Annotated in this window: 3 protein-coding genes (1 of these 3 only partly in view); 2 read left to right on the top strand and 1 reads right to left on the bottom strand. The window is 68.2% G+C overall.

The genetic code is table 11. The annotated features are described in order from the left end of the window. Together G6N18_RS12690 and G6N18_RS12685 are read left to right on the top strand one after the other, a co-directional pair. Positions 1-24,046 carry the 3' portion of a non-ribosomal peptide synthase/polyketide synthase gene (locus tag G6N18_RS12690; RefSeq protein ID WP_163689880.1) on the top strand. 5,981 nt of this gene lie to the left of the window's left edge, so the window shows 24,046 of its 30,027 coding nt (coding positions 5,982-30,027); its start codon lies beyond the left edge, outside the window; its stop codon occupies positions 24,044-24,046. Beyond that, on the top strand, positions 24,039-24,848 hold the full coding sequence (locus G6N18_RS12685; protein ID WP_083003096.1) for a class I SAM-dependent methyltransferase: 810 nt from the start codon (positions 24,039-24,041) through the stop codon (positions 24,846-24,848). Before G6N18_RS12690 ends, G6N18_RS12685 begins: the two co-directional genes overlap by 8 nt. On the opposite strand, the gene G6N18_RS12680 is transcribed toward G6N18_RS12685, so the two are convergent. Continuing rightward, positions 24,793-25,275 carry a hypothetical protein gene (locus G6N18_RS12680; RefSeq protein WP_083003099.1) on the bottom strand — a complete coding sequence of 161 codons (483 nt, stop codon included), beginning with the start codon at positions 25,273-25,275 and terminating at the stop codon, positions 24,793-24,795. The two genes, G6N18_RS12685 and G6N18_RS12680, sit on opposite strands and share 56 nt — an antisense overlap.

Below are 25,275 nucleotides of genomic sequence, written 5' to 3'. Positions count from 1 at the left end.
CTCGCAGCAGTACTCGGCGCCCTCCGACGCGGTTGAGGCGGTGTTGGCCGGCATCTACGCCCAGGTGCTGGGCCTGGAGCGGGTCAGCGTCGACGACTCGTTCTTCGATCTCGGCGGTGACAGCATCTTGTCGATGCAGGTGGTGGCCCGCGCCCGCGCCGCAGGGCTACGGTGTCGCCCGCGGGACATCTTCGTCGAGCAGACCGTGGCCCGCCTCGCCCGGATCGCCGGCATAGCCGGCGAGGAATCCGGCCCGACCGACGAGGGCGTCGGCGCCGTCACGGCGACACCGATCATGCGTTGGCTGCACGAGATGGACGGCCCGGTAGACGAATTCAACCAGACCGTGGTAATGCAGGCACCGGCGGGAGTGACCCACACCGACGTGGTCACCGTGCTGCAGGCGCTGATGGACCACCACGCCACGCTGCGGCTTGAGGCGCAGCGCAACGACGTGGGTTGGTCACTACACGTGCCCGAACCCGGCTCCGTCGACGCGGGCGCGTGCCTGCACATCGTCGATGTGTTGTCCGCAGATGCCGTGGCGGTAGCGCGTTCCCGGCTCAGCCCGGCCGCGGGAGTGATGCTCAGCGGTCTGTGGGCGCCGGCCACCGGCCAGCTCGGATTGATCATCCACCACTTGGCGGTCGACGCGGTGTCATGGCGAATCCTTTTCGAGGACATCAACATCGCCTGGGCGCAACACCACGACGGGCAGCCCATCGCGCTGCCGACGGGTGGCACCTCGTTTCAGCGCTGGGCCGCGCTTCTCGACGAGCGTGCCCACCACGCGGCGGTCACCGGGCACGCCGACACCTGGCGACACGTGTCGGCCACACCCCCGGCATGGCCGCGACCTCGAGCCCAAACCGACACCTACGCCGAAGCAGGTCGCTCATCGGCATCGCTGGATGCGGAGACGACCCGCTCGCTGCTCGGCGAGGTTCCCGCCGCCCTACATGCGGGCGTGCAGGACATCCTGCTGATCGCGTTCGCGCTGGCGTGCCGACAGTTCCTCGCAACGCGCGATCCGGTCGTCATCGACGTCGAAGGCCATGGGCGTGAGGAAGAGATCGCTCCCGAGGTGAGCCTGTCTCGGACGGTGGGCTGGTTCACCACCAAATACCCGGTGGCACTGACGCTCGACGCGGTGCGCTGGGGGACCGTTGTGACCGGTGACGGCGCGCTGGGCTCGCTGATCAAGAATGCCAAGGAACAACTGCGTGCGCTGCCCGACGGCATGACCTACGGGCTGCTGCGCTATCTCAACACCAGCGTCGAACTGCCCGAAGCCGACCCGTCCATCGGGTTCAACTACCTCGGACGCCTGGACGCCGGCGCCACGGTTTCTGAGGACATGTGGCGCATCTGCTACGACGGGATGGCGTTGGCCGACGCCGCCGCAGCCGTGCCCATGCCGCTGGCGCACACCCTCGAACTCAACACCGCCACCGTCGACAGCTCCGACGGCCCACGGCTACAGGCAAACTGGACCTGGGCGCCGTCAACACTGGACGAAGCCGAGGTGGACCGGCTCAGCCAACTCTGGTTCGACGCGCTGACCGGCATCTGCCAGCATGTCGAACGCGGCGGCGGCGGGCTGACACCGTCGGACATCGCCCCGGTCGCCCTCGACCAACACCAGATCGACGAGCTGGAACAGCGACACCCCGTCGCCGACATCCTTCCGCTGACTCCACTTCAAGACGGGCTGCTGTTCCACGCCGGCACCACCACCAGCGCAGACGACGCCGTCTACGCGATGCAACTCGAGATCACCATCGCCGGCCCGCTCGATCCCCAGCGCCTCCGACACGCCATCGCCACCGTGGCCAATCGTCATCCCAACCTCGCCGCCCAATTCGAGAGCCGCTACGGCCAACCCATTCAGATCATTCCCGCAACCCCCGTGATTCCCTGGGCATTTCTCGACCTGGAGGCAAACCGCATAGACATCGACATCGACCCGGGCTCCGCCGCGGCGGCGGGCAGCCGACCCCCGATGCCGGTCGCCGTCCCGACACCTGTCGGATCCCAGCCAGAAGCCGGGCCGATGGGCACCAAATATCGGCGGGTCGGTGTCGATGTCGCGCAGGCGATCACGCAGTTGTGCGCCGACGAACGTGCCGCGGTGTGTGACCTGACCCGGCCGCCGGCCTTCCGTGCGGCGGTGGTTCGCACCGCACCGGACCGGCACCGGCTTGTGCTCACCAACCACCACATCGTTCTCGACGGCTGGTCGCTGCCCATCGTCGCCCAGGAGATCTTCGCCAGCTACTACGGGCACCGGCTGCCTCCCGCCGGGTCATACCGCCGGTACGTCATGTGGCTTGCCGAAAGAGACACCGCTGCAGCGCATGCCGCCTGGCGCGAGGTGCTGGCCGGGTTCGACACGCCCACCCTGGTCGCGCCGTCGGACCGGTTGACGCTCGGGCCGCGAGGCACGGCCGCGTTCCTCCTCGGCGAGCAGCCGACGACGGCCCTCGGCGAGTTGGCGCGCTCATGCCACACGACCGTCAACACCGTGCTGCAGGCCGGCTGGGCGCAGATGCTGATGTCGCTGACCGGCCACCACGACGTCGCATTCGGAACCGCAGTGTCCGGGCGCTCCGCCGATGTCGTCGGCGCCGACTCGATGGTCGGCCTGCTGATCAACACCGTGCCGGTGCGCGCCGACATCGGCCCCGCAACGACCGTGGCCGAGTTGCTGGACCAACTCCAACGCAACTACAACCAGACACTGGAACACCAGCACCTCGCACTGAGTGAGATCCACCGCGCCACCGGTCAGGACCACCTGTTCGACACCGTCTTCGTCTACGAGAACTATCCGGTCGACACCGGCGCGCTACTCAGCAACGGGTTGACCATCACCGAAGTGAACGGCCGCGAGTCCACCCATTATCCGCTGGCCGTCGTCGCCCAGCCGGGCCAGGAACTGAGCGTGCGCATCGAGTTCGACACCGACGTCTTCGACGCGACCGAGGTCGACGACCTCAGCCGACGATTGCAGCGGGTACTACGGGCGATGACCGCCGATCCGACGCGTCGGCTGTCGTCGATCGATCTGCTCGACGGCGACCAGCACGTCGAGCTCGACGGGCGCGGGAACCGCGCCGTGTTGGCCCGGCCCGCCAAGCCGGTGTCGATTCCAGCTCTCTTCGCCGCTCAGACGGCGCGTGATCCCGACGCGGTGGCACTGACGTTCGAGAGCAAGTCGATGTCGTATCGGGAGCTTGACGAGTCGTCGAACCGACTGGCGCACCGGCTGGTTGACCAGGGCGCGGCCCCCGGACAGTGTGTGCTGTTGATGGCCGAGCGGTCGGCGCAGGCGATTGTCGCGATCCTGGCGGTCCTCAAGACTGGCGCAGCCTACCTGCCGATCGACCCGGCGGTACCCAAGGCGCGAACCGACTTCATCGTCGCCGACGCCGCACCGGTCATCGCACTCACCACCGCCGAGTCGGCCGACCGGATGCGCGACTCCGGTGTTGCGGTCCTCGAACTCGACGACCCTGCAATAAGCACACAGCCGAGCACCGCACTGCCCGAACCAGCACCAGACAACATCGCACACATCATCTACACGTCGGGAACCACCGGCCTACCGAAAGGTGTTGCCGTCACCCATCACAACGTGACCCGGCTGTTCGACTCCCTCGATGTCGGCTTCGAACTGGGGCCGCACCAGGTGTGGACACAGTGTGCCTCGTTGGCGTTCGACTTCTCGGTCTGGGAGATCTGGGGTGCCCTGTTGTTCGGTGGACGACTGGTGGTGGTGCCCAAGTCGGTGGCCGGCTCACCGGAGGACTTCCACGCTCTGCTGCGCGGTGAACGTGTCACCGTGCTGAGCCAGACTCCCTCTGCAGTTCAGGCGCTTTCAAGCGAAGGCTTGGACGGGGTGACGTTGATGGCGGCCGGCGAAGCCTGTCCTGCCGAGGTGGTGGATCGCTGGGCGCCGGGACGGGTGATGGTCAACGGCTACGGCCCGACCGAGATCACCGTGTACGCGACGATCAGCGCGCCGCTGACGCAAGGATTGGACATCGTGCCGATCGGGACGCCGGTGCCGGGTGCGGCACTGTTCGTGCTCGACGAATGGCTGCGGCCGGTGCCGCCCGCCGTGGTGGGCGAGTTGTATGTGGCGGGTCTTGGTGTCGGCGTCGGATATTGGCGACGGCCCGGCCTGACCGCGTCGCGGTTCGTCGCTTGTCCAGCTGGTGGGCGCGGGGCGCGGATGTATCGCACCGGCGATCTGGTGCGGTGGGGTCCGGACGGGCAACTGCAGTATCTGGGCCGCGCCGACGAGCAGGTCAAGATCCGCGGCTACCGCATCGAACTCGGCGAAGTGCGGTCCGCGTTGAGCGCACTCGACGGCGTCAGGCAGGCCGCGGTGATCGCCCGAGAGGACCGCCCCGGCGACAAGCGGCTGGTCGGCTACATCACCCAAACCACCGCCGGGGCAGTCGATGCGTCCGACGTGCGTGCCACTCTCGCCGGGCGGTTGCCTTCGTACATGGTGCCTTCGGCGGTTGTGGTGCTCGACGCGCTGCCGTTGACGCCCAACGGCAAGCTCGATACCCGTGCCCTGCCGGCACCCGCGTATCAGGGCGTCGATCACTATCGCGCCCCGGCCTCCCCGGTCGAGGTGATCCTGGCCAACATCTACGCCCAGGTGCTCGGGGTCGACCGCGTCGGCGCCGACGATTCCTTCTTCGACCTCGGTGGCGACAGCATTCTGGCGATGCGGGTGGTCGCCGAGATCAACAGCAGCCTCGACGGCGGCCTGTCCGTGCGGACGTTGTTCGACGCGCCGACGGTCGCGCAGTTGGCGCCCCGCATCAGCGGCGAGGCGAGCCCCCGCACCCCATTGGTCGCCGGGGCGCGGCCCACGGAACTTCCGCTGTCGTTCGCCCAGAATCGGTTGTGGTTCCTCGACCAACTGCAGGGACCCTCAGCGGTTTTCAACATGGCGGTGGCGTTGCGCCTTCGCGGGCGGCTCGACGCCGACGCGTTGCGCGCGGCGCTCCGTGACGTCATCTCCCGCCACGAGACTCTGCGTACGCTGTTCCCGGCACCCGATGGCGTGCCGCTGCAGAGCATCGTCGACGCCGACCGGGCCGACTTCGGATGGCGGGTCGTCGATGCCACCGCCTGGTCGATGGAGCGACTCACCGAGGGCATCGAGGAGGGCGTCCGGCGCGCGTTCGATCTGTCCGATGAGATCCCGCTGCGCGCAACATTGTTCCGCACCGCCGACGACGAACACGTGTTGGCCGGCGTGGTACATCACATCGCTGCCGACGGCTGGTCGATCGCCCCGCTGGTCCGCGATCTGAGCACGGCCTACGCCAGCCGCTGCGCGGGGCAGCCGCCGAGCTGGCCTCGACTGCCGGTGCAGTACGCCGATTACACGCTGTGGCAGCGCGAGCAGTTCGGCGATCTCGGTGACGGCGACAGTCCCATCGCCGCGCAACTGGCCTATTGGCAGGACACCCTGGCCGGAATGCCGGAACGGCTCGAGCTGCCCACCGACCGGCCCTACCCGGCCGTCGCCGATCAGCGCGGCGCCACGGTCCCCGTTGACTGGCCGGCCGAGTTGCAGCGTCGGGTGGCCGAAGTCGCCGCGCAGCACAATGCGACGAGTTTTATGGTTGTCCAGGCTGCCCTGGCGGCGCTGCTGTCACGGCTGAGCGCCAACCGCGATGTCGCGCTGGGGTTCCCGATCGCCGGCCGTCGCGACCCTGCGCTCGACGATCTCGTCGGATTCTTCGTGAACCTCTTGGTGTTGCGCGTCGACCTGAGCGGCGATCCGACGGTCGCGCAGTTGCTGGCGCAGGTGCGACGGCGCAGCCTGAACGCCTACGATCATCAGGATGTGCCGTTCGAGGTTCTCGTCGATCGGCTCAACCCCGCCCGTAGCCTGAGCCATCACCCGCTGGTGCAGGCCGCGTTGGCCTGGCAGACGTCCATCGGCGGCGAGGACAGTGCTGCGGAACTGACGCTCGGTGATCTAGAGGTCACCCGCCTACCGGTGGACACCCGCACCGCCCGCATGGATCTCGTGTTCTCCCTGTCTGAACAATGGAGCGTGGCGGGCGAGCCCGACGGCATCTGTGGGACAGTCGAATTCCGCACCGACGTGTTCGAGGCGGCCACGATCGAGACGATGATCGCACGGCTGCAGCGGGTCTTGACGGCGATGACGACCGATCCCGAACAGCGGGTGTCGTCGATGGATGTGCTCGATGTTGAAGAGCGCGCGTGGCTGGATGAGTGCGGCAATCGGGCCGTGTTGACTGCACCGCCGCCCGCGCCTGTCTCGATCCCGGCGTTGTTCGCAGAACACGTCGCGCGCGCACCCGATGCGGTTGCAGTCACTTACCGGGATCGGTCGTGGACCTACCGGGCGCTTGACGAGGCGTCGAACCGCCTGGCGCACTTGCTGGTCGGCCGCGGCGCGGGACCGGGACGATGCGTCGCGCTGCTGATGACCCGGTCGGCCGAGGCGGTCGCCGCGATTCTCGCGGTGCTCAAGACCGGGGCGGCGTATCTGCCGATCGACCCGGCGCTGCCGTCGGCGCGCATCGAGTTCATGGTCGCCGATGCCGCACCGATGGCTGCGGTCACCACCGCGGCCCTGCGGGGCAGGCTGCGTGGTTGCGACGTGCACATCGTCGATGTCGACGATCCAGGTGTCGAAGCTCAAGCCGACACCGCATTACCGGCGCCCGCTGCGCAGGACCTCGCGTACGTCATCTACACATCGGGAACCACAGGTGTTCCCAAAGGCGTTGCGGTGACGCACCACAACGTCACCCAGCTGCTGGCGGCCCTGGACGCGGGCCTGCCGCGGCCGGGGGTGTGGCCGCAGTGTCACACGTTGGCTTTCGACGTCTCGGTCTGGGAGATCTTCGGCGCCCTCCTGCGCGGTGGACGAGTGGTGGTGGTCCCCGAGGACGTGACCGCCTCGCCAGACGATCTCCACGCTGTGCTGGTGGCCGAGAAGGTGACTGTGCTCACGCAGACGCCCTCCGCCGTACGGGTATTGCCGCGCGAGGGGTTGGAGTCGGCGGCTTTGGTGGTGGTCGGCGAGGCCTGTTCGGCCGAGGTGGTGGAGCAGTGGGCGGCCGGCCGGGTGATGATCAATGCCTACGGGCCGACCGAGACCACGATGTGTGTGGCGATCAGTGCCCCGCTGACGCCGGGGTCGGGTGTGCCGATCGGCTCACCGGTGCCCGGGGCGGCGCTCTTCGTGCTCGACGACGAGCTACGACCGGTGCCGACCGGATCGGCCGGTGAGCTGTATGTGGCCGGGGCCGGTCTGGCGTGTGGCTACATCGGCCGGCCAGGGTTGAGCGCGTCACGATTCGTGGCTTGTCCGTTCGAGGGGTTCGGACAACGGATGTATCGCACCGGGGATCTGGTGCGCTGGCGTGCCGACGGCCAGCTGCAGTACCTGGGCCGCGCCGACGAGCAGGTCAAGATCCGCGGCTACCGCATCGAACTCGGCGAAATCCAGGCGGCGCTGGGCGAACTGGACGCCGTCGAGCAAGCGGTCGTCATCGTTCGCGAGGACCGTCCCGGCGACAAGCGGTTGGTCGGCTACATCACCGGAACGGCGCACCCCGGCGAGGCGCGAACCGCGCTGGCCGAGCGGCTACCGGCATACATGGTGCCGGTCGCGGTGATGCGTTTGGAGACAATGCCGCTGACGCCGAACAACAAACTCGACACCCGCGCGCTTCCGACACCGGAGTACCAGGAGGGTGAGCGGTATCGTGCACCGGCCGACGCCGTCGAGGAGATCCTGGCCGGTATCTACGCCCAGGTGCTGGGTCTCGAGCGGGTCGGCGTCGACGACTCGTTCTTCGACCTCGGCGGTGACAGCATCTTGTCGATGCAGGTGGTGGCCCGCGCCCGGGCAGCGGGTGTGACATGTCGGCCTCGTGACATCTTCGTCGAGCAGACCGTGGCCCGCCTCGCCCGCGCCGCGGCGGTGATGACCGTCGACAGCGGCCCAGCCGACGAAGGCGTCGGCGACGTGTCGCCCACCCCGATCATGCGCTGGCTGCACGAGATCGACGGCCCCGTCGCGGAGTTCAACCAGACGATCGTGGTGCAAGCGCCCGACGGAGTGACCCGCACCGACGTCGTCACCGTGCTGCAGGCGCTCTTGGATCGGCACGCCATGCTGCGGCTACGCGCAGCCGACACGTTGACGGCGCCCGAGCCGGGTACGGTCGACGCCGACGTGTGTGTGCACGCCGTCGACGAACTGTCCGAGGAAGCGGTGAGAGCGGCCCGGGCGCGGCTGGACCCGGCCAGCGGTCGGATGCTCAGCGCGCTGTGGGCGCCCGCCACCGGCCAAGTGGCCTTGATCATTCACCACCTGGCCGTCGACGCGGTGTCATGGCGCATCCTTCTCGAAGACCTCAATATCGCCTGGGCACAACACCGCAACGGACAACCCGTGACATTACCGGTGACGGGTACATCGTTTAAGGCGTGGGCCAAGCTGCTGTCCGAACACGCCCACGACCCTGCGGTATTGGGTCACGCCGACAGGTGGCGGCAGGTGGCGGCGACCTCGCCTACGCTGGCGCCGCCGCAGCCGGGGATCGACACCTATGCCAACGCGGGCCACCTGTCCGAAACACTGGACACCGATACGACCCGCCTTCTGCTCGGCGAAGTGCCCGGTGCGTTCAACGCCGGAATACAAGACATCCTGCTGATCGCCTACGCGATTGCGTGGTCGACATTCCTCGACACCGACGGCGCCCCCGTCGGCATCGACGTCGAAGGACACGGCCGCCACGACGACCTCGCCGCCGATATCGACCTGTCGCGCACGGTCGGTTGGTTCACCATCAAATACCCTGTTGCGCTGACTATCGCCGAGCTGAACTGGACCAAGATCGTCGCCGGTGACGCCTCGCTGGGCGCCGTCGTGAAAGACGCCAAGGAACAACTCCGCGACACGCCCGACGGCCTGACCTACGGACTACTGCGTTACCTCAACAACGACGTCGACCTCGCCACGCCTGACCCGTCCATCGGCTTCAACTATCTCGGCCGCCTGAGCGCCGCTGCGGCCGAAGGCGCCGACGGGCTCTGGCAGGTAAGCCGAAATGGCCTGCCGCTCATCGAGGTCGCCGCCGCGGTTCCCATGCCCTTGGCGCACACCGCCGAACTCAACGCCGCCACCGTCGACACCGACACTGGCCCGCAATTGCAGGCCAGGTGGACGTGGGCGCCGTCGGTCCTCGATCGGGCCCGGGTCAGTCGTCTCAACCGGTTGTTCTTCGACGCCTTGAGAGGTATCTGCGCCCACGTTCGTCAGGGCGGCGGCGGCCTGACCCCTTCCGACATCGCGCCAGCCCGGCTCGATCAGCACCAAATCGACCTACTACAAGAGCGATTCGGCGTCGCCGACATTCTCCCGCTGACCCCGATGCAGCAGGGACTGCTCTTCCACGCCAGCACCGCGAAGGGCAACGGCGACGACCTGTATGCGATGCAACTCGACATCACGATCACCGGTGCGCTGGACCCGCATCGCCTCGAAGCGGCCGTCCACGCGGTGGCCATCCGCCACCCGCACCTGGTCGCCCGATTCTGCGCAGAGTACGACCCGCCCGTACAAATCATCCCTGCCGATGCCAGACCCGCGTGGCGCTACCTCGACCTGGTGGGCGAGGACGCCGACGAACAGGTCGTGCGGATCTGCGCCGACGAACGCGAGGCGGTCTGCCAACTCACCGACCCGCCGGCATTTCGGGCGGCGCTGCTCCGCACCGCCGACGACCGGCATCGGTGCGTACTGACCTTCCACCACATCGTCATTGACGGCTGGTCCCTGCCGATCCTGGCGCAGGAGCTGTTCGGCAGCTACTTCGGCCAGCGGCTGCCGGCCGCCGGATCCTATCGCCGGTACGTCAGCTGGATGTCCGGGCGGGACCTCGAATCCGCGCGGACGGCATGGGCCGAGGTGCTCGCGGGATTCGACACGCCGACGATGGTCGCCCCGCCCGGTAAGGTCGGTTGCCGCGGCGTCACGTCGCATCACTTGGCGGAGAACATCAGTCGAGCCGTCAGCGAGTTGGCACGCTCACAGCACACCACCGTCAACACCGTGCTGCAAGCCGCCTGGGCGCAGCTGCTGATGTGGCTGACCGGTCACCACGACGTCGCTTTCGGCACCGCGGTGTCCGGCCGCCCCGCCGACCTGGCCGACGCGGAATCGATGGTCGGCCTGTTGATCAACACCGTGCCCGTCCGCGCGACCTTCACGCCGGCCACCACCACCTCCGACGTCCTGGACCAACTCCGATACGGCCACACCAGCACCCTGGACCACCAGCATCTGGCGCTCAGCGAGATCCACCGAATCACCGGCCAGGATCAACTGTTCGACACGCTTTTCGTCTACGAGAACTATCCGATCGACACCTCGGCGCTTCTCGATGTCGACGGGCTGGCCGTCACAGAGTTCAGCACCCGCGAACGCAACGACTACCCGCTGACGCTGCAGGCCATGCCGGGACTGGAACTCTCGCTTCGCCTCGAATACGACACCGACGTGTTCGACGCGGCCGGTATCAACATGCTCATCCACCGTCTGCAGCGCGTGTTGGTGGCGATGACCACCGACCCCACGCGGCGACTGATGTCGATCGATCTGCTCGACGCGGACGAGCACGCCCAATTGGACCAGATCGGCAACCGGGCGGTCTTGACCCGGCCCGCGACGCCGCTGTCGATTCCGGCGGTGTTCGCCGCGCAGGTGACTCGCACGCCGGATGCGGTAGCGCTGGTGTGTGGTGGTCGTTCGTGGACCTATCGCGAAGTGGACGAGGCGTCGAATCGGTTGGCGCACCTGCTCACCGCCAAGGGTGCCGGCCCGGGGCAGGCGGTGGCGCTGATGTTCTCGCGCTGCGCCGAGGCGATCGTCTCGATTCTGGCGGTGCTCAAGACGGGTGCGGCGTATCTGCCGATCGACCCGGCGCACCCGAGCGCCCGGATCAGGTTCATGATCGACGACGCCGCGCCGATCGCCGCGCTGAGCACCGGCGAACTGGCGGACCGACTCGCCGAGTGTGAGGTGCCGGTAATCGACATCGCCGACCCCCGCATCGACACGCAGCCCACCACACCACTGCCGACGCCCGCACCGGACGACCTCGCGCACATCATCTACACCTCGGGCACCACCGGCATGCCCAAAGGCGTTGCCGTCACGCAATACAACGTCGTGCAACTGTTCGACCGCCTCGACACCGGACTGGAGTTGACATCGGGCCAGGTGTGGACGCAGTTCCATTCCTACGCTTTCGACTTCTCGGTGTGGGAGATCTGGGGCGCCTTGCTACACGGCGGCCGGCTGGTGATCGTGCCCGAGTCGGTGGCGCGCGCCCCCGACGACTTCCACGCCCTGCTGATGCGCGAACACGTCAGCGTGCTGACCCAAACACCCTCTGCCGTGCGGGGATTGACGCCAGCCGGCCTGGGCTCGACCGCATTGGTGATCGGGGCCGAGACCTGCCCACCCGAGTTGGTGGATCGGTGGGCGCCCGGGCGGGTGATGATCAACGTCTACGGCCCCACCGAGACGACGATGTGGCTGTCCAAGAGCGCGCCGCTGGCGCCCGGCTCCGGCGCTCCGCCGATCGGCTCGCCTGTGACAGGTGCGGCCTTCTTCGTGCTCGACGGGTGGTTGCGGCCGGTGCCGTTCGGGGTGGTCGGCGAGTTGCACGTCGCGGGCCGCGGTGTGGGTGTCGGGTATTGGCGCCGAACAGGTTTGACCGCAGCACGATTCGTGGCGTGCCCGTTCGGCGAACCCGGGCAGCGGATGTATCGCACCGGTGATCTGGTGTGCTGGGCCCCTGACGGGCAGTTGCGCTATTTCGGGCGCGCCGACGAGCAGGTCAAGATCCGCGGCTACCGCATCGAACTCGGCGAAGTCCAGGCCGCGCTGGCCGAACTGGCCGGAGTGCAGCAATCGGTCGTCATCGCCCGCGAAGACCGCCCCGGCGACAAGCGGCTGGTCGGATACGTCACCGGTGGCATCGATGCGGCCCAGGCCCGCGAAGCGCTGGCCGACCGGCTGCCGCCCTACATGGTGCCCGCGGCGGTGGTGGTGCTCGACGCGCTGCCGGTCACGGTCAACGGCAAACTCGACACTCGCGCGCTGCCGACCCCCGAATACGTCGGTGTCGATCACTACCGCGCCCCGACCAACCACATCGAGGAGATCCTGACCGGCATCTTCGCCCACGTACTGGGTCTCGAGCGCGTCGGCATCGACGACTCGTTCTTCGACCTCGGCGGAGACTCGCTGTCGGCCATGCGGGTCGTCGCGGCGATCAATGCCGGTCTGCAGGCCGATGTCGGAGTGCGCGCATTGTTCGACGCTCCGACCGTCGGTCAGTTGGCGCCGCGAGTCAACGGCGCCGCGGGCGGTCGTGAACCGTTGGTGCCTGTCCAGCGGCCCGCCGTCATTCCGCTGTCGTTCGCCCAGAACCGGTTGTGGGTCATCGACCAGTTGCACGGTCCCTCGCCGGTTTACCACATCGTGCTGGCGTTGCGACTGCACGGACGACTTGACGCCGATGCGTTACGCGCGGCGCTGGGAGACGTGGTGGACCGACACGAAACCCTGCGCACGCTTTTCGTCGCGCCCGACGGCACCGCCCGGCAACTGGTGGTGCCCAGGACGCAAGCCGATGTCGGCTGGCACGTCGTCGATGCCGCCGCATGGTCCGAACACCGGCTCGCGGAGGCCGTCGGCGACGCGGCGGGGCAGACGTTCGACCTGGCCACCGAGATCCCGGTGCGGGCAACGGTATTCCGCGTCAGCGACGAGGATCATGTGCTGCTGGGCGTCGTACACCACATCGCCGCCGACGGCTGGTCGCTGGCTCCACTGATGCGTGATCTCGGTGAGGCCTACCAAGCGCGCCGGCACGGAAAGACACCCGAATGGACCCCGTTGCCGGTGCAATACGTCGACTACACGATGTGGCAGCGGGCGCGGTTCGGCGATCTCGACGACAGCGACAGCCCCATCGCCGCGCAGCTGGCTCACTGGGAGCAGGTCCTGGCGGGTCTGCCCGAGCGGCTGCAACTACCCACGGACCGGCCCTATCCGGCGCTCGCCGATCAACGGGGCGCCAGTCTGACCGTGGATTGGCCCGCCGGATTGCAGCAGCGGGTGCGGAAGATGGCCGCGGAATACAACGCGACGCCGTTCATGGTGATGCAGACCGGCCTCGCGGTGCTGCTGTCGCGGCTGAGCGCGAGCTCCGATGTGGCGGTCGGGTTTCCGATCGCCGGACGCAGCGATCCCGCACTCGATGAGCTGATCGGCTTCTTCGTCAACACGTTGGTGCTACGGGTCGATCTGGCCGGAAACCCCAGCTTCGCCGAGTTGCTCGACCAGGTACGGCGGCGCAGCTTGGCGGCGTTCGACCATCAAGAGGTGCCGTTCGAGTTGCTGGTGGAGCGGCTCAATCCAGCCCGATCGCTCGCACATCACCCGCTGGTGCAGGTGCTGTTGGCTTGGCAGAATCTGCCCGGCCTCGGCGATGGTCCGGCTGCCGAGTTGTCCCTGGGCGACTTGCACGTCACCCAACTTCCGGTCGACACCCACACCGCCCGCATGGACCTGACGTTCTCGCTCTCGGAGCACTTCACCGATTCCGGTCGGCCGGCCGGCATTCGGGGTGCGGTCGAGTTCCGCACCGACATCTTCGACCCGGCCAGCATCGAAGCGCTCGTCGACCGGTTCGAGCGGGTGTTGACGACGATGACCGCCGATCCGCACCGACCGCTCGCCGCGATAGATCTGCTCGATGCCGGCGAACACCGTCGCCTGGACGAGGCGGGCAACCTGGCCGTACTGAGCGCGCCGTCGCCGGCGGTGGCGTCGGTTCCCGAGTTGTTCGCCGAGCACGTCGCGCGCCACCCGAACGCCGTCGCGGTCACCGGGCCGGACCACTGCCTGACGTACCGTGAACTCGACGACGCGGCGAATCGACTCGCGCACTTGTTGACCCGCCGCAATGTTGAACCCGGCTCGCGCGTCGCGCTGCTGTTCGACCGCTGCTGCGAGGCGGTCGTCGCGATGCTGGCGGTGCTCAAGACGGGGGCGGCGTATCTACCGATCGATCCGTCATTGCCCTCGGCGCGCAGGGATTTCATGCTCGCCGACGCGGCCCCGGTCGCCGTGCTGACCAACGCCGCGCTCGCGGAGCTGCTGGACGGAAGCGACATCCCGGTCGTCGACATCGCCGATGCGGCCGTCGCCGACCAGCCGGATACCCCGTTACCGGCGCCCGCGGCCGACGATATCGCATACCTGATCTACACGTCGGGCACGACCGGCACCCCGAAGGGCGTGGCGATCACCCACCAGAACCTGGCTCATATCGCCGCTTCCACTCCCGCGGCTCTGCCGACGGATCAGGTGTGGACACAGTGTCATTCGTACGGCTTCGACTTCTCCGTGTGGGAAGTCTGGGCCGCGCTGCTCGGTGGGGGACGACTGGTGATCGTCCCGGAAGCGGTCGCCGGGTCACCCGAGGACCTCCACGCGTTGCTGGTGCGGGAGCGGGTCAACGTGCTGACCCAAACCCCGTCTGCCATAGCGGCATTGAGTCCGATTGGACTCGAGTCGGCGGCGGTCCTGCTGGGTGGCGAGGCGTGTCCGGCCGAGGTGGTGGATCGGTGGGCTCCGGGCCGGGTGCTGATCAATGCCTACGGACCCACCGAGGCCACGGTGTACGCGTCGATGAGCGCACCGCTGACGGCGGGTTCGGGGGCCGCGCCGATCGGTGCGCCGGTGTCGACGGCCGCGGTGTTCGTGCTCGACGAGTGGCTGCGCCCGGTGCCGGCCGGCGTGGTCGGCGAGTTGTACGTGGCCGGCGCCGGCGTGGGAATGGGCTACCTCGGCCGGTCCGCCTTGACCGCGTCGCGGTTCGTGGCGTGTCCGTTCGTCGGCGCGGGAACGCCAGCGCAAAGGATGTATCGCACCGGAGATCTGGTGTGCTGGCGCGCGGACGGACAACTGCAGTATCTCGGCCGCGCCGACGAGCAGGTCAAGATCCGCGGCTACCGCATAGAACTCGGGGAAATCCAAAGCGCCCTCGCCGAAGTCGATGGTGTGGAGCAGGCGACGGTCATCGTCCGCGAGGACCGTCCAGGCGACAAGCGTCTGGTCGGCTACGCCACCGGCACCGTCGACGCCGCTGCGGCCCGCGTCGCGCTGGCCGAGCGGCTGCCGGCCTACATGGTGCCGGCCGCGGTGGTCATGGTGGAGGCAATCCCGTTGACGGTCAACGGCAAACTCGACACCCGGGCCCTGCCCGCACCCGACTACCAGAACACGCTGCAATACCGCGCCCCCGCAGACGCGGTCGAGGAGATCTTGGCCGGCATCTACGCACAGGTCCTCGGGCTGGAGCGGGTCGGTGTCGACGACTCGTTCTTCGACCTGGGCGGCGACAGCATCCTGTCGATGCAAGTGGTGGCCCGAGCCCGCGCCGCGGGGCTGCGGTGCCGCCCGCGGGACATCTTCGTCGAACAGACCGTGGCACGACTGGCCCGAGTGGCCGACGCGACCGGCGGTCAGACCGTCCCCACCGACGACGGCACCGGCCCGGTGCAGCTCACCCCGATCATGAGCTGGCTGCGCGGCCTCGACGGCCCGATCGACCAGTTCAACCAGACCATGGTGCTGCAGGCCCCCTCAGGCGTCACCGACGCCGACGTCGTCACGCTGCTGCAGGCGCTGCTGGACCGGCACGCCATGCTGCGCCTGCGGGCCGCCGGCGACCAGATGACCGTGCCCGAGCCCGGGTCGGTATACGCCCACGCCTGCTTACGCATGTCCGACGTGTTCAGCGATGAGGCGCTGAGCACCGCTCGCGCGCAACTGGATCCGGCCGCCGGGCTGACGGTCGCCGCATTGTGGGTGCCCACTACCGGGCAGCTCGCGCTGATCATCCACCACCTCGCCGTTGACGCGGTGTCGTGGCCGATCCTGGTCGAAGACCTCAACATCGCCTGGGCCCAACACCACCACGGCCAGCCCATTGCGCTACCTCCCACCGGCACCTCGTTCCGGCAGTGGGCCGCGCTGCTGGCCGAGCACGCCCGCACCGACGCGGTCCTCGCGCACGCCGACGTGTGGAAGCGGATCGTTACGACGGCGCCCGCGCTGCCCGCGCCCCGACCATGCGCCGACACCTATGCCAGCGCGGGCCATCTGTCGGTGTCATTGGATGTTCACAGCACCCGCGCGCTGCTCGGTGAGGTGCCCACCGCATTCCACGCCGGTGTTTCCGACATCCTGCTGATCGCCTACGCGCTGGCCTGCAGCGAATTCGTGGGCACCGCCGCGCCGGTCGGCATCGACGTCGAGGGCCACGGCCGCCACGAACACCTCGCCGCCGATGTCGACCTGTCGCGCACGGTGGGCTGGTTCACCACCAAACACCCCGTCGCCCTGATCGCCGGAAAACTGAACTGGCAGCACGTGATCGCCGGTGACGCCGCGCTGGGGCCGGTCGTCAAAGACCTCAAGGAACAACTGCGCGCCCACCCCGAACCGCTGACCTACGGGCTGCTGCGTTACCTGAACCCCGACGTCGACCTGTCCGAGCCCGACCCGTCGCTCGGGTTCAACTACCTCGGCCGGCTCGGCGCGGGCGCCGCTGCGTTGTCCGAGGACATGTGGCGCGTCAGCCGCGACGGGTTGGCGCTGGCAGAGGCCGCCGCGGCAGTGCCCATGCCGTTGACCCACGCCATCGAACTCAACGCCGCGGCCGTCGACACCGGAGACGGTCCTGCGCTGCAGGCGAATTGGACGTTCGCTTCGTCGGTTCTCGAGTCGGCGCAAGCCGGCCGACTCGGTCGTCTGTTCTTCGAGGCGCTGCAGGGCATCTGCGCCCACGTCGCGGGCGGCGGCGGCGGGCTGACGCCCTCCGACATCGCGCCCGCCCGGCTCACCCAACAGCAACTCGACCAGCTGCAAGCGCACGACCACATCGCCGACATCCTGCCGCTGACCCCGCTGCAGCAGGGACTGCTCTTCCACGCCGACACCGCCGCGAACGCAGACGACGACGTCTACGCCATGCAGCTCGACATCACGATCGCCGGCTCACTCGAGCCCGACCGCCTCCGCGACGCCATCCACACCGTGGCCGTCCGTCATCCCAACCTCGCCGCCCGATTCTGCACGCAGTTCGACGAGCCGGTCCAGATCATTCCCGCTGACCCCGAACCGGGCTGGCGCTACCTCGATCTCACCCGAAACGGTCGAAACCCCGACGAGCACGTCCAGCAGTTGTGCGCAGACGAACGTGTCGCGGTGTGCGACCTCAGCCGACCGCCGGCCTTCCGGGCGGCATTGGTCCGCACCGCGCCGGACCGACACCGGCTGGTGCTGACCAATCACCACATCGTGCTCGACGGTTGGTCGTTACCCATCGTGATGCAGGAGATCTTCGCCGGCTACTACGGGCAGCGGTTGCCCGCGGCGTCGCCGTACCGGAGCTTCGTCGCCTGGCTGGCCGAGCAGGACGTCGACGCCGCCCGCGCCGCCTGGGGCGAGACGCTGGCCGGGTTCGACACCCCCACCTTGATCGGCTCGCCCGGCCGGCTGGGGCAGGGACCGCGAGGCACTACATCAGTCTCATTGCCGGAGCGGATCACTCATGCACTCAACGACCTGGCGCGCTCGCAGCGCACCACGGTCAACATCGTTCTGCAGGCCGCGTGGGCGCAGGTGCTGATGTCGCTGACGGGCCACCACGACGTCGTGTTCGGCGCCGCGGTGTCCGGACGCCCGACCGATGTGGTCGGCGCGGAAACGATGGTCGGCCTGCTCATCAACACCGTGCCGGTGCGCGCGAACATCACCCCGGAAACCACCGCGGCCGGTCTGCTCGGTGCACTACAACGCGCACACATCAGCACACTCGAGCATCAGCAACTGGCGCTCAACGAGATTCACAAAGCCACCGGCCAAGACCAGCTGTTCGACACCATCTTCGTCTACGAGAACTACCCGGTCGACGCCAGCGCGCTGGCGGAGGTGAGCGAGTTGGCGATCACCGGAATCGTCGGCCGCGAGTCCACGCACTATCCGCTGATGCTGCAGGCCCGCTCAGGCGACGAATTGCGCCTGCGTCTCGAATTCGACGCCGACCTGTTCGACGCGGCCGAAATCGACACGCTCATCGAGCGGTTGCGGCGGGCGCTCGAGGCGATGACCGCCGATCCGGCCCGGCGGCTGTCGTCGACGGATCTGCTCGACCGTGCCGAACACGACCTGCTCGACCGGTTCGGCAACCGCCCGGTATTGCACCAGCCCGCCACGCAAGGCTCGATACCGGAGCTGTGGGCAGCCCAAGCGGCACGCACCCCCGACGCGGTAGCCCTGAGCAGCGGTGAGTCCTCGTGGACCTATCGGGAGCTCGATGAAACGTCGAACCGGTTGGCGCACAGACTGGTTGACAGCGGTGCGGGGCCGGGGCGGTGCGTCGCGCTGCTGCTGGAGAGGTCCGCCGAGGCGATTGTGGCGATTCTGGCGGTGCTCAAGAGCGGAGCGGCGTACCTGCCGATCGACCCCGCGCTGCCGTCTACCCGAATCGCGTTCATGACCGAAGACGCCGCACCGGTCGCCGCGATCACGACCGCCGAGTTGGGCGACAGGCTGGGCGGCGAGGTGCCGGTCATCGACGTGCACGACCCGGCGGTCCGCACCCGGTCGTGCGAGCCGTTGCCGACGCCCGCACCAGACGACCTGGCCTACGTCATCTACACCTCGGGCACCACCGGTATGCCGAAAGGCGTTGCGGTAACGCACCGTAACGTCACCCAGCATCTTGATTCGCTGGGCGTGGGGATCCCGCTGACGCCGGTGTGGACGCAATGGCATTCGCTGGCCTTCGACGTCTCGGTCTGGGAGATCTGGGGCGCGCTGCTACGCGGTGGACGGCTCGTCGTGGTGCCCGAGAGCGTCGCAGCCTCCCCGGATGACTTGCACGCGTTGCTGGTCGCCGAAAACGTCAGCGTGCTGAGCCAAACCCCGTCTGCGGCCGCGATGCTCGCACCCGAGAGCCTGGACTCGACCGCGTTGGTGGTCGCCGGCGAGGCATGCCCGACGGAACTCGTCGATCGGTGGGCGCCCGACAAGGTGTTGATCAATGCCTACGGGCCCACCGAAACCACGGTGTACGCGACCGTCAGCGCGCCGTTGACGCCCGGGCCGGGCCCGGTGCCGATCGGTGCGCCGGTGGCCGGGGCGGCGTTGTTCGTGCTCGACGGATGGCTGCGACCGGTGCCCATCGGGGCGGTCGGCGAACTGTACGTCGCCGGCCGCGGTGTAGGCGTCGGATATTGGCGCCGACCCGGGCTGACGGCGGCGCGGTTCGTCGGCTGCCCGTTCGGCGGGCCGGGGAGCCGGATGTATCGGACCGGCGACCTGGTGCGCTGGAGCGACGACGGGCAGCTGCGGTACCTGGGACGCGCGGACGAGCAGGTGAAGATCCGCGGCTACCGCATCGAACTCGGCGAAGTGCGCACAGCGCTGGCCGGATTGGCCGGCGTCGAGCAGGCCGCCGCGATCGCGCGCGAGGACCGCTCCGGCGGTGAACGCCTGATCGGCTATTTCACCGGCACAGCAGATCCCGCCGGCATCCGCGCCCAGCTGGCCGACGAGCTGCCCGCCTACATGGTGCCGGCGGCAGTGGTGCGGCTTGACGCGCTGCCGCTGACGGTCAACGGCAAACTCGACATCCGCGCCCTGCCGACACCGGAATACCAAGGCGCCGAGGCCTACCGCGCCCCGGGCGCAGCGGTCGAACACATCCTGGCCGACATCTACGCCGAAGTGCTGGGTGTCGACCGGGTCGGCGTCGACGACTCATTCTTCGACCTCGGCGGGGATTCGTTGTCGGCGATGCGCATGACAGCGGCCGTCAACACGGCGCTGGACTCCGGTCTTTCGGTGCGCGCCGTGTTCGACGCCCCCACCGTCGCACAGCTTGCGCCGCGGGTCAGCGGGTCGGTGGGCCGGCGCACGCCGTTGGTTCCCGTCGACCGCCCCGCGGTGGTACCGCTCTCGTTCGCCCAGAGCAGGCTTTGGGTGCTCGACCAATTGCAGGGCCCCTCACCGGTTTACAACATGGCGGTGGTACTGCAACTGCGCGGAGACCTCGACACCGACGCGCTGAGTGCAGCGCTCTGCGACGTCGTCGGCCGCCATGAGAGCCTGCGTACGCTGTTCGTGGCCACCGGCGGGGTGCCCCAGCAGCTGGTGATCCCACCCCAGGGAATCGACTTCGGTTGGGAGGTCGTCGATGCCGACGGCTGGCCGGCAGCCCGGCTGGACCAGGCCGTCGAACGGACGGTGCGCCACTCGTTCGACCTGACAAGCGAGGTTCCGTTGCGGGCAGCGCTGTTCCGCATCTCCGACGACGAACATGTGCTCGCCGCCGCGGTGCACCACATCGCCGCCGACGCCGCATCGGTGAGCCCGCTGGTACGTGATCTGGGCGTGGCATACGCCAGCCGGTCTGCGGGACAGGCGCCCAGCTGGGCGCAATTGCCGGTCCAATACGTGGATTACACGGTATGGCAGCGCGCTCAGTTCGGCGATCTCCGCGACGCCGACAGTCCCATCGCCGCGCAACTGGACTACTGGCAGGACGCCTTGGCGGGGTTGCCCGAGCGGCTGGCCCTTCCCACCGATCGGCCCTACCCTCCGGTGGCCGATCAACGCGGCGCCAGCGTCGTGGTGGAATGGCCCGCCGAACTGCAGCACCGGCTGCGCCAGGTGGCACGCGAGCACAACGCGACCACCTTCATGGTGATCCAGTCCGCCCTCGCGGTGCTGCTGGCCAACATCAGCGCCGACAACGATGTCGCCGTGGGCTTCCCGATCGCCGGACGCGCCGACCGAGCCTTGGACGACCTGGTCGGGTTCTTCGTCAACACGTTGGTGCTGCGGGTGAACCTCGATGGTGACCCCACCCTCGCCGAGGTGCTGGACCAGGTGCGGCGGCGCAGCCTGGTCGCGTACGAAAACCAGGACGTGCCTTTCGAAGTGCTCGTCGACCGGCTCAACCCCACGCGGAGCCTGACCCACCACCCGCTGGTCCAGGTGATGGTGGCCTGGCAGAACGTCCTCGGCGAGACTAGCGATCCGGCTGCGCGGCTCGCCCTGGGCGATCTGCACATCACCCAGAAGCCGGTGGACATCCACACCGCGCGGATGGATCTGGTGTTCCACCTGACCGAGAACTGGACCGACGGCGGTGAGGCCGCCGGGATCCGGGGGGCGGTCGAGTTCCGCACCGACGTCTTCGACTCGGACACCATCGAAACGCTGATCCAGCGGCTTGAGCGCGTGTTGGTGGCGATGACGACTGGCCTGCAGCACCGGATGTCCTCGGTCGCTCTCCTCAGCGAGGGTGAGCAGGCCCTGCTGGATGACGTCGGCAACCGAGCGGTGCTGACGCGGACCGCCCGCCCCGAGGCATCGATCCCGGCGCTGTTCGACGCGCAGGTCGCGTGCATCCCCGACGCCGAGGCGCTCACCTGCGGCGGTCGTTCGATGACATACCGGGATCTCGACGACGCGTCGAATCGCCTGGCGCACACGTTGTTCGGCCTCGGCGCGCGACGCGGCGAGTGTGTGGCCTTGCTGCTGGAACGCTCGGCCGATGCCGTCGTGGCGATTATCGCCGTGCTGAAGACCGGCGCGGCCTACCTGCCGATCGACCCCGCACATCCCGACGCGCGGATCGAGTTCATGCTCGCCGACGCCGCGCCGGTCGCTGCGATCACTCACGCCGGGCTGGCCGAACGCTTGGCGGGCTGCGACGTCGCGGTCGTCGATATCGCGGACCCCCTTGTCGGCCTGCAATCATGCGACCCATTGCCGCCGCCGGCCGCCGACGACCTGGCCTACATCATCTACACCTCGGGTACGACCGGCGCCCCCAAAGGTGTCGCCGTCACCCACTGCACGGTGACGCAGTTGCTGCAGGCGACCGATGACGGCCTGCCGCGCGCAGGGGTGTGGACGCAGTGGCATTCGTTGGCGTTCGACGTGTCGGTGTGGGAGATCTTCGGTGCCCTGCTGCGCGGTGGCCGCCTGGTGGTGGTACCCGAGGAGGTGGCCTCGTCGCCGAGCGACTTCCACGCCCTGCTGGTCGACGAACACGTCACCGTGTTGAACCAAACCCCTTCAGCCGCCGCGCTGCTTTCGCCCGACGGTCTGGATGCCGTCGCGTTGGTGGTGGCGGGGGAGGCCTGCCCGGCCGACCTGGTCGACCGGTGGGCAGGCGGTCGGACGATGGTCAACGGCTACGGCCCGACCGAGACTTGGTACACGTCGTTCAGCGCGCCGCTGACTCCGGGAATGGGTGAGGTTCCCATCGGCACACCGGTGTCGGGGGCGGCGTTCTTCGTGCTCGACGAATGGTTGCGGCCCGTGCTGCCGGGCGTCGTCGGCGAGTTGTTTGTGGCCGGCGACGGGCTGGCGTGCGGATATGTGAACCGCACCGGGTTGACCGCGTCGCGGTTCGTGGCCTGCCCCTTCGGGGGGCAGGGGCAACGGATGTATCGCACCGGCGATCTGGTCCGGTGGGCCACCGACGGTCAACTGCGCTATCTCGGGCGCGCCGACGAACAGCTCAAGATCCGTGGATATCGCATCGAGCTCGGCGAGATCAGATCGGCGCTGGCCGACTTGCCCGGTGTGGAACAGGCGGCCGTCATCGCCCGCGAAGACCGTCCGGGTGACATCCGCCTGGTCGGCTACGTCAGCGAATCGACCGTCGGCACAGTCGATCCCGAACAGATCCGCGCCGCACTGGGCGAGCGACTCCCCGGTTACATGGTGCCCGCCGCCGTCATGGTCGTCGACGTGTTGCCGCTGACCGTGAACGGTAAACTCGACGCCCGAGCGCTGCCTGCGCCCGAATACCGAAGCGAAAAGACCTACCGCGCCCCACAATCCGACACCGAGAAGGTCATCGCCGACATCTATGCCCAGACACTCGGCCTCGAGCGGGTCGGCGTCGACGACTCTTTCTTCGACCTCGGCGGCGACTCACTCGCCGCGATCCGGGCCGTCGCCGCCATCAACACCAAGCTGGACGCCCACCTCGCCGTGCGCACGATGTTCAGCTCGCCGTCGGTGAAAAACCTGAGCCGACAACTGGGTACGCCGGACAGCGCCACCGAGGTGGTGCCCGTCGAGATCCTCAAAGAGGGCACCGGTGTCCCGCTGTGCTGCATCCACGATGGCTTCGGCCTCAGCTGGGCCTATCGAATCCTCGCCGACCACCTGGACTGTCCGATCATCGGGATCAACCAGGTCGCCATCGTCGGCGAAGCGGAACCGAGATCGATCCGCGACATGGCGGCACGTTACGCAGACAGGATCCAAGCCGTCCGTCCAGCCGGTCGCTACAACGTACTCGGCTGGTCACTCGGGGGAGTGGTGGCCCAAGCACTGGCCATCGAACTTCGCCGCCGCGGATGCGTCGTCGAGAACGTGGTCCTGCTGGACGATGCCATCAGCGCGAATCGGGTCATCGCGAAGGCTCAAGCCTCCCAGAAGAGCTCCATACTGTCGGAGATCCTGCGGCTCAACGGTATTGACCTCCCGCAACGATCGGAGCCGATCACGGCCGCGGAGGCGGCATACATGATTCGCCGACAACTCGACGGGTCGGCGGTCGCGCTTCCGTCAGAGCAGTTGCTGGAGTTCATGGTTCAACGCGTCACCGACAACCAGCTGTGCCTACAGGACCATGTGCCCGATCTGTTCGAGGGCGACATCGTCGTCTTCACCGCATCCCGCGATGCCGACGGTGGCGAGGTGCAGAGTTGGCGGCCCTATGTCACCGGCGACATCACGACGTATGCGGTCGACTGCGCTCACCATCAGATGTTGACCGCGGAAGCGCTCACCACTTACGTTGCCCAACTCCAGCATTCGTTAAAGGGGCGCGATGAGTAGCGAAACCCTCGACATTGTCGGCATGCCCCGAGGCGGCCCGAACGCCTCCTGGTTGGACCGGCGGCTGTGGACCGAGCGGCTGGAGTACCTCGACCGTGACGACGTCGATGACCTGAAACGCAAAGTCGTGCAGGCACTCGACCGCGGCGGCAGGCGACGGCGGTTGGGTGTCTACGGTAAATGCGCCCGGCTCGTGCTCGACGAGGTGGCCGACGTTGCGACGCCGAAGATCCTGGAACTCGGGGCCGGCCTCGGCGGCCTGTCGGAGAAGCTGCTGGAGGACCACGCCGCCGCGGAGGTGACGGTCACCGACATCGACCCCGCGTTCGTGACGGCCATCTCCGCCGGTGACCTCGGCAGTCACCCGCGTGCCACGGTGCGCGAAATGGATGCCACCGCAATCGATGCCGCCGATGGGTCTTTCGACCTCGCCGTGTTCGCATTGTCGTTGCATCACCTGCCGCCGGAGAAGGCCACTCGCGTGTTCGCCGAGGGAACGCGTGCGGCGAAGAAGCTGATGATCATCGACCTGCGCCGACCACCCGCGCCGGTCCACGCGATGGTGTTGGCCGCCGCGCTGCCGCTCACCCGGGTCGTCCCGCTGGTGCACGACGGGGTGATCAGCTCGCTGCGCGCCTACAGCCCGTCGGCGCTGCGTGTGCTCGCGCAGCACGCCGACCCGAAGATGACCGTCCAATTCCGCACACGCCGGTTCGGCCCGACAGTCGTGGTCGCGAGCCGGCCCCTCAGGCCGGTACGAACCGCACCGCGACATAACGCTCCCGGCGCACCAGGTCGGTGAACTCCTCCACGGTCGGAATTCGGTTGTCGCGGAACTTCAGCCCCATCATGCTCTGCGCCCGCCTCACGCCGTAGGACTGCGCGCATCGGTGCGACAGGTCGGCGACGGCGCCAGGATCGGTGATCAGCTCACCGCGCATCGTCGTCATCCGGCCATCGACCAGCACATCGGCGGTCGCCCCGTCGCGGAAGTTGTGCTTCCACGGCGCGCTGGTCAACGCGTAGAGGTTGCCGTCGATCCGGTGTGCGCTCAACGGAATCGAATACCGCTGACCGGACTTTCGACCGGTGACGTTGACGACCATCATCTGCTTGCGCAACGACCCCGCCAGCGGCGTGCGCAACAACCGGCCGATCAACGGATTGACGGCGCGCAGCACTGCGGCCGGCGGATGCGAGATCGTCACCGCCTGCGATTGTTCTGCCAT

Source organism: Mycolicibacterium celeriflavum (assembly GCF_010731795.1).
Classification (GTDB): Bacteria; Actinomycetota; Actinomycetes; order Mycobacteriales; family Mycobacteriaceae; genus Mycobacterium; species Mycobacterium celeriflavum.
The sequence above is the reverse complement of the archived record's forward strand: the minus strand, read 5'-3'. Positions and strand labels throughout refer to the sequence as shown.

Coding starts and splice junctions, on each gene's coding strand:
- G6N18_RS12685 (WP_083003096.1), top strand. CDS start 24,039: ATGAGTAGCGAAACCCTCGACATTGTCGGCATGCCCCGAGGCGGCCCG.
- G6N18_RS12680 (WP_083003099.1), bottom strand. CDS start 25,275: ATGGCAGAACAATCGCAGGCGGTGACGATCTCGCATCCGCCGGCCGCA.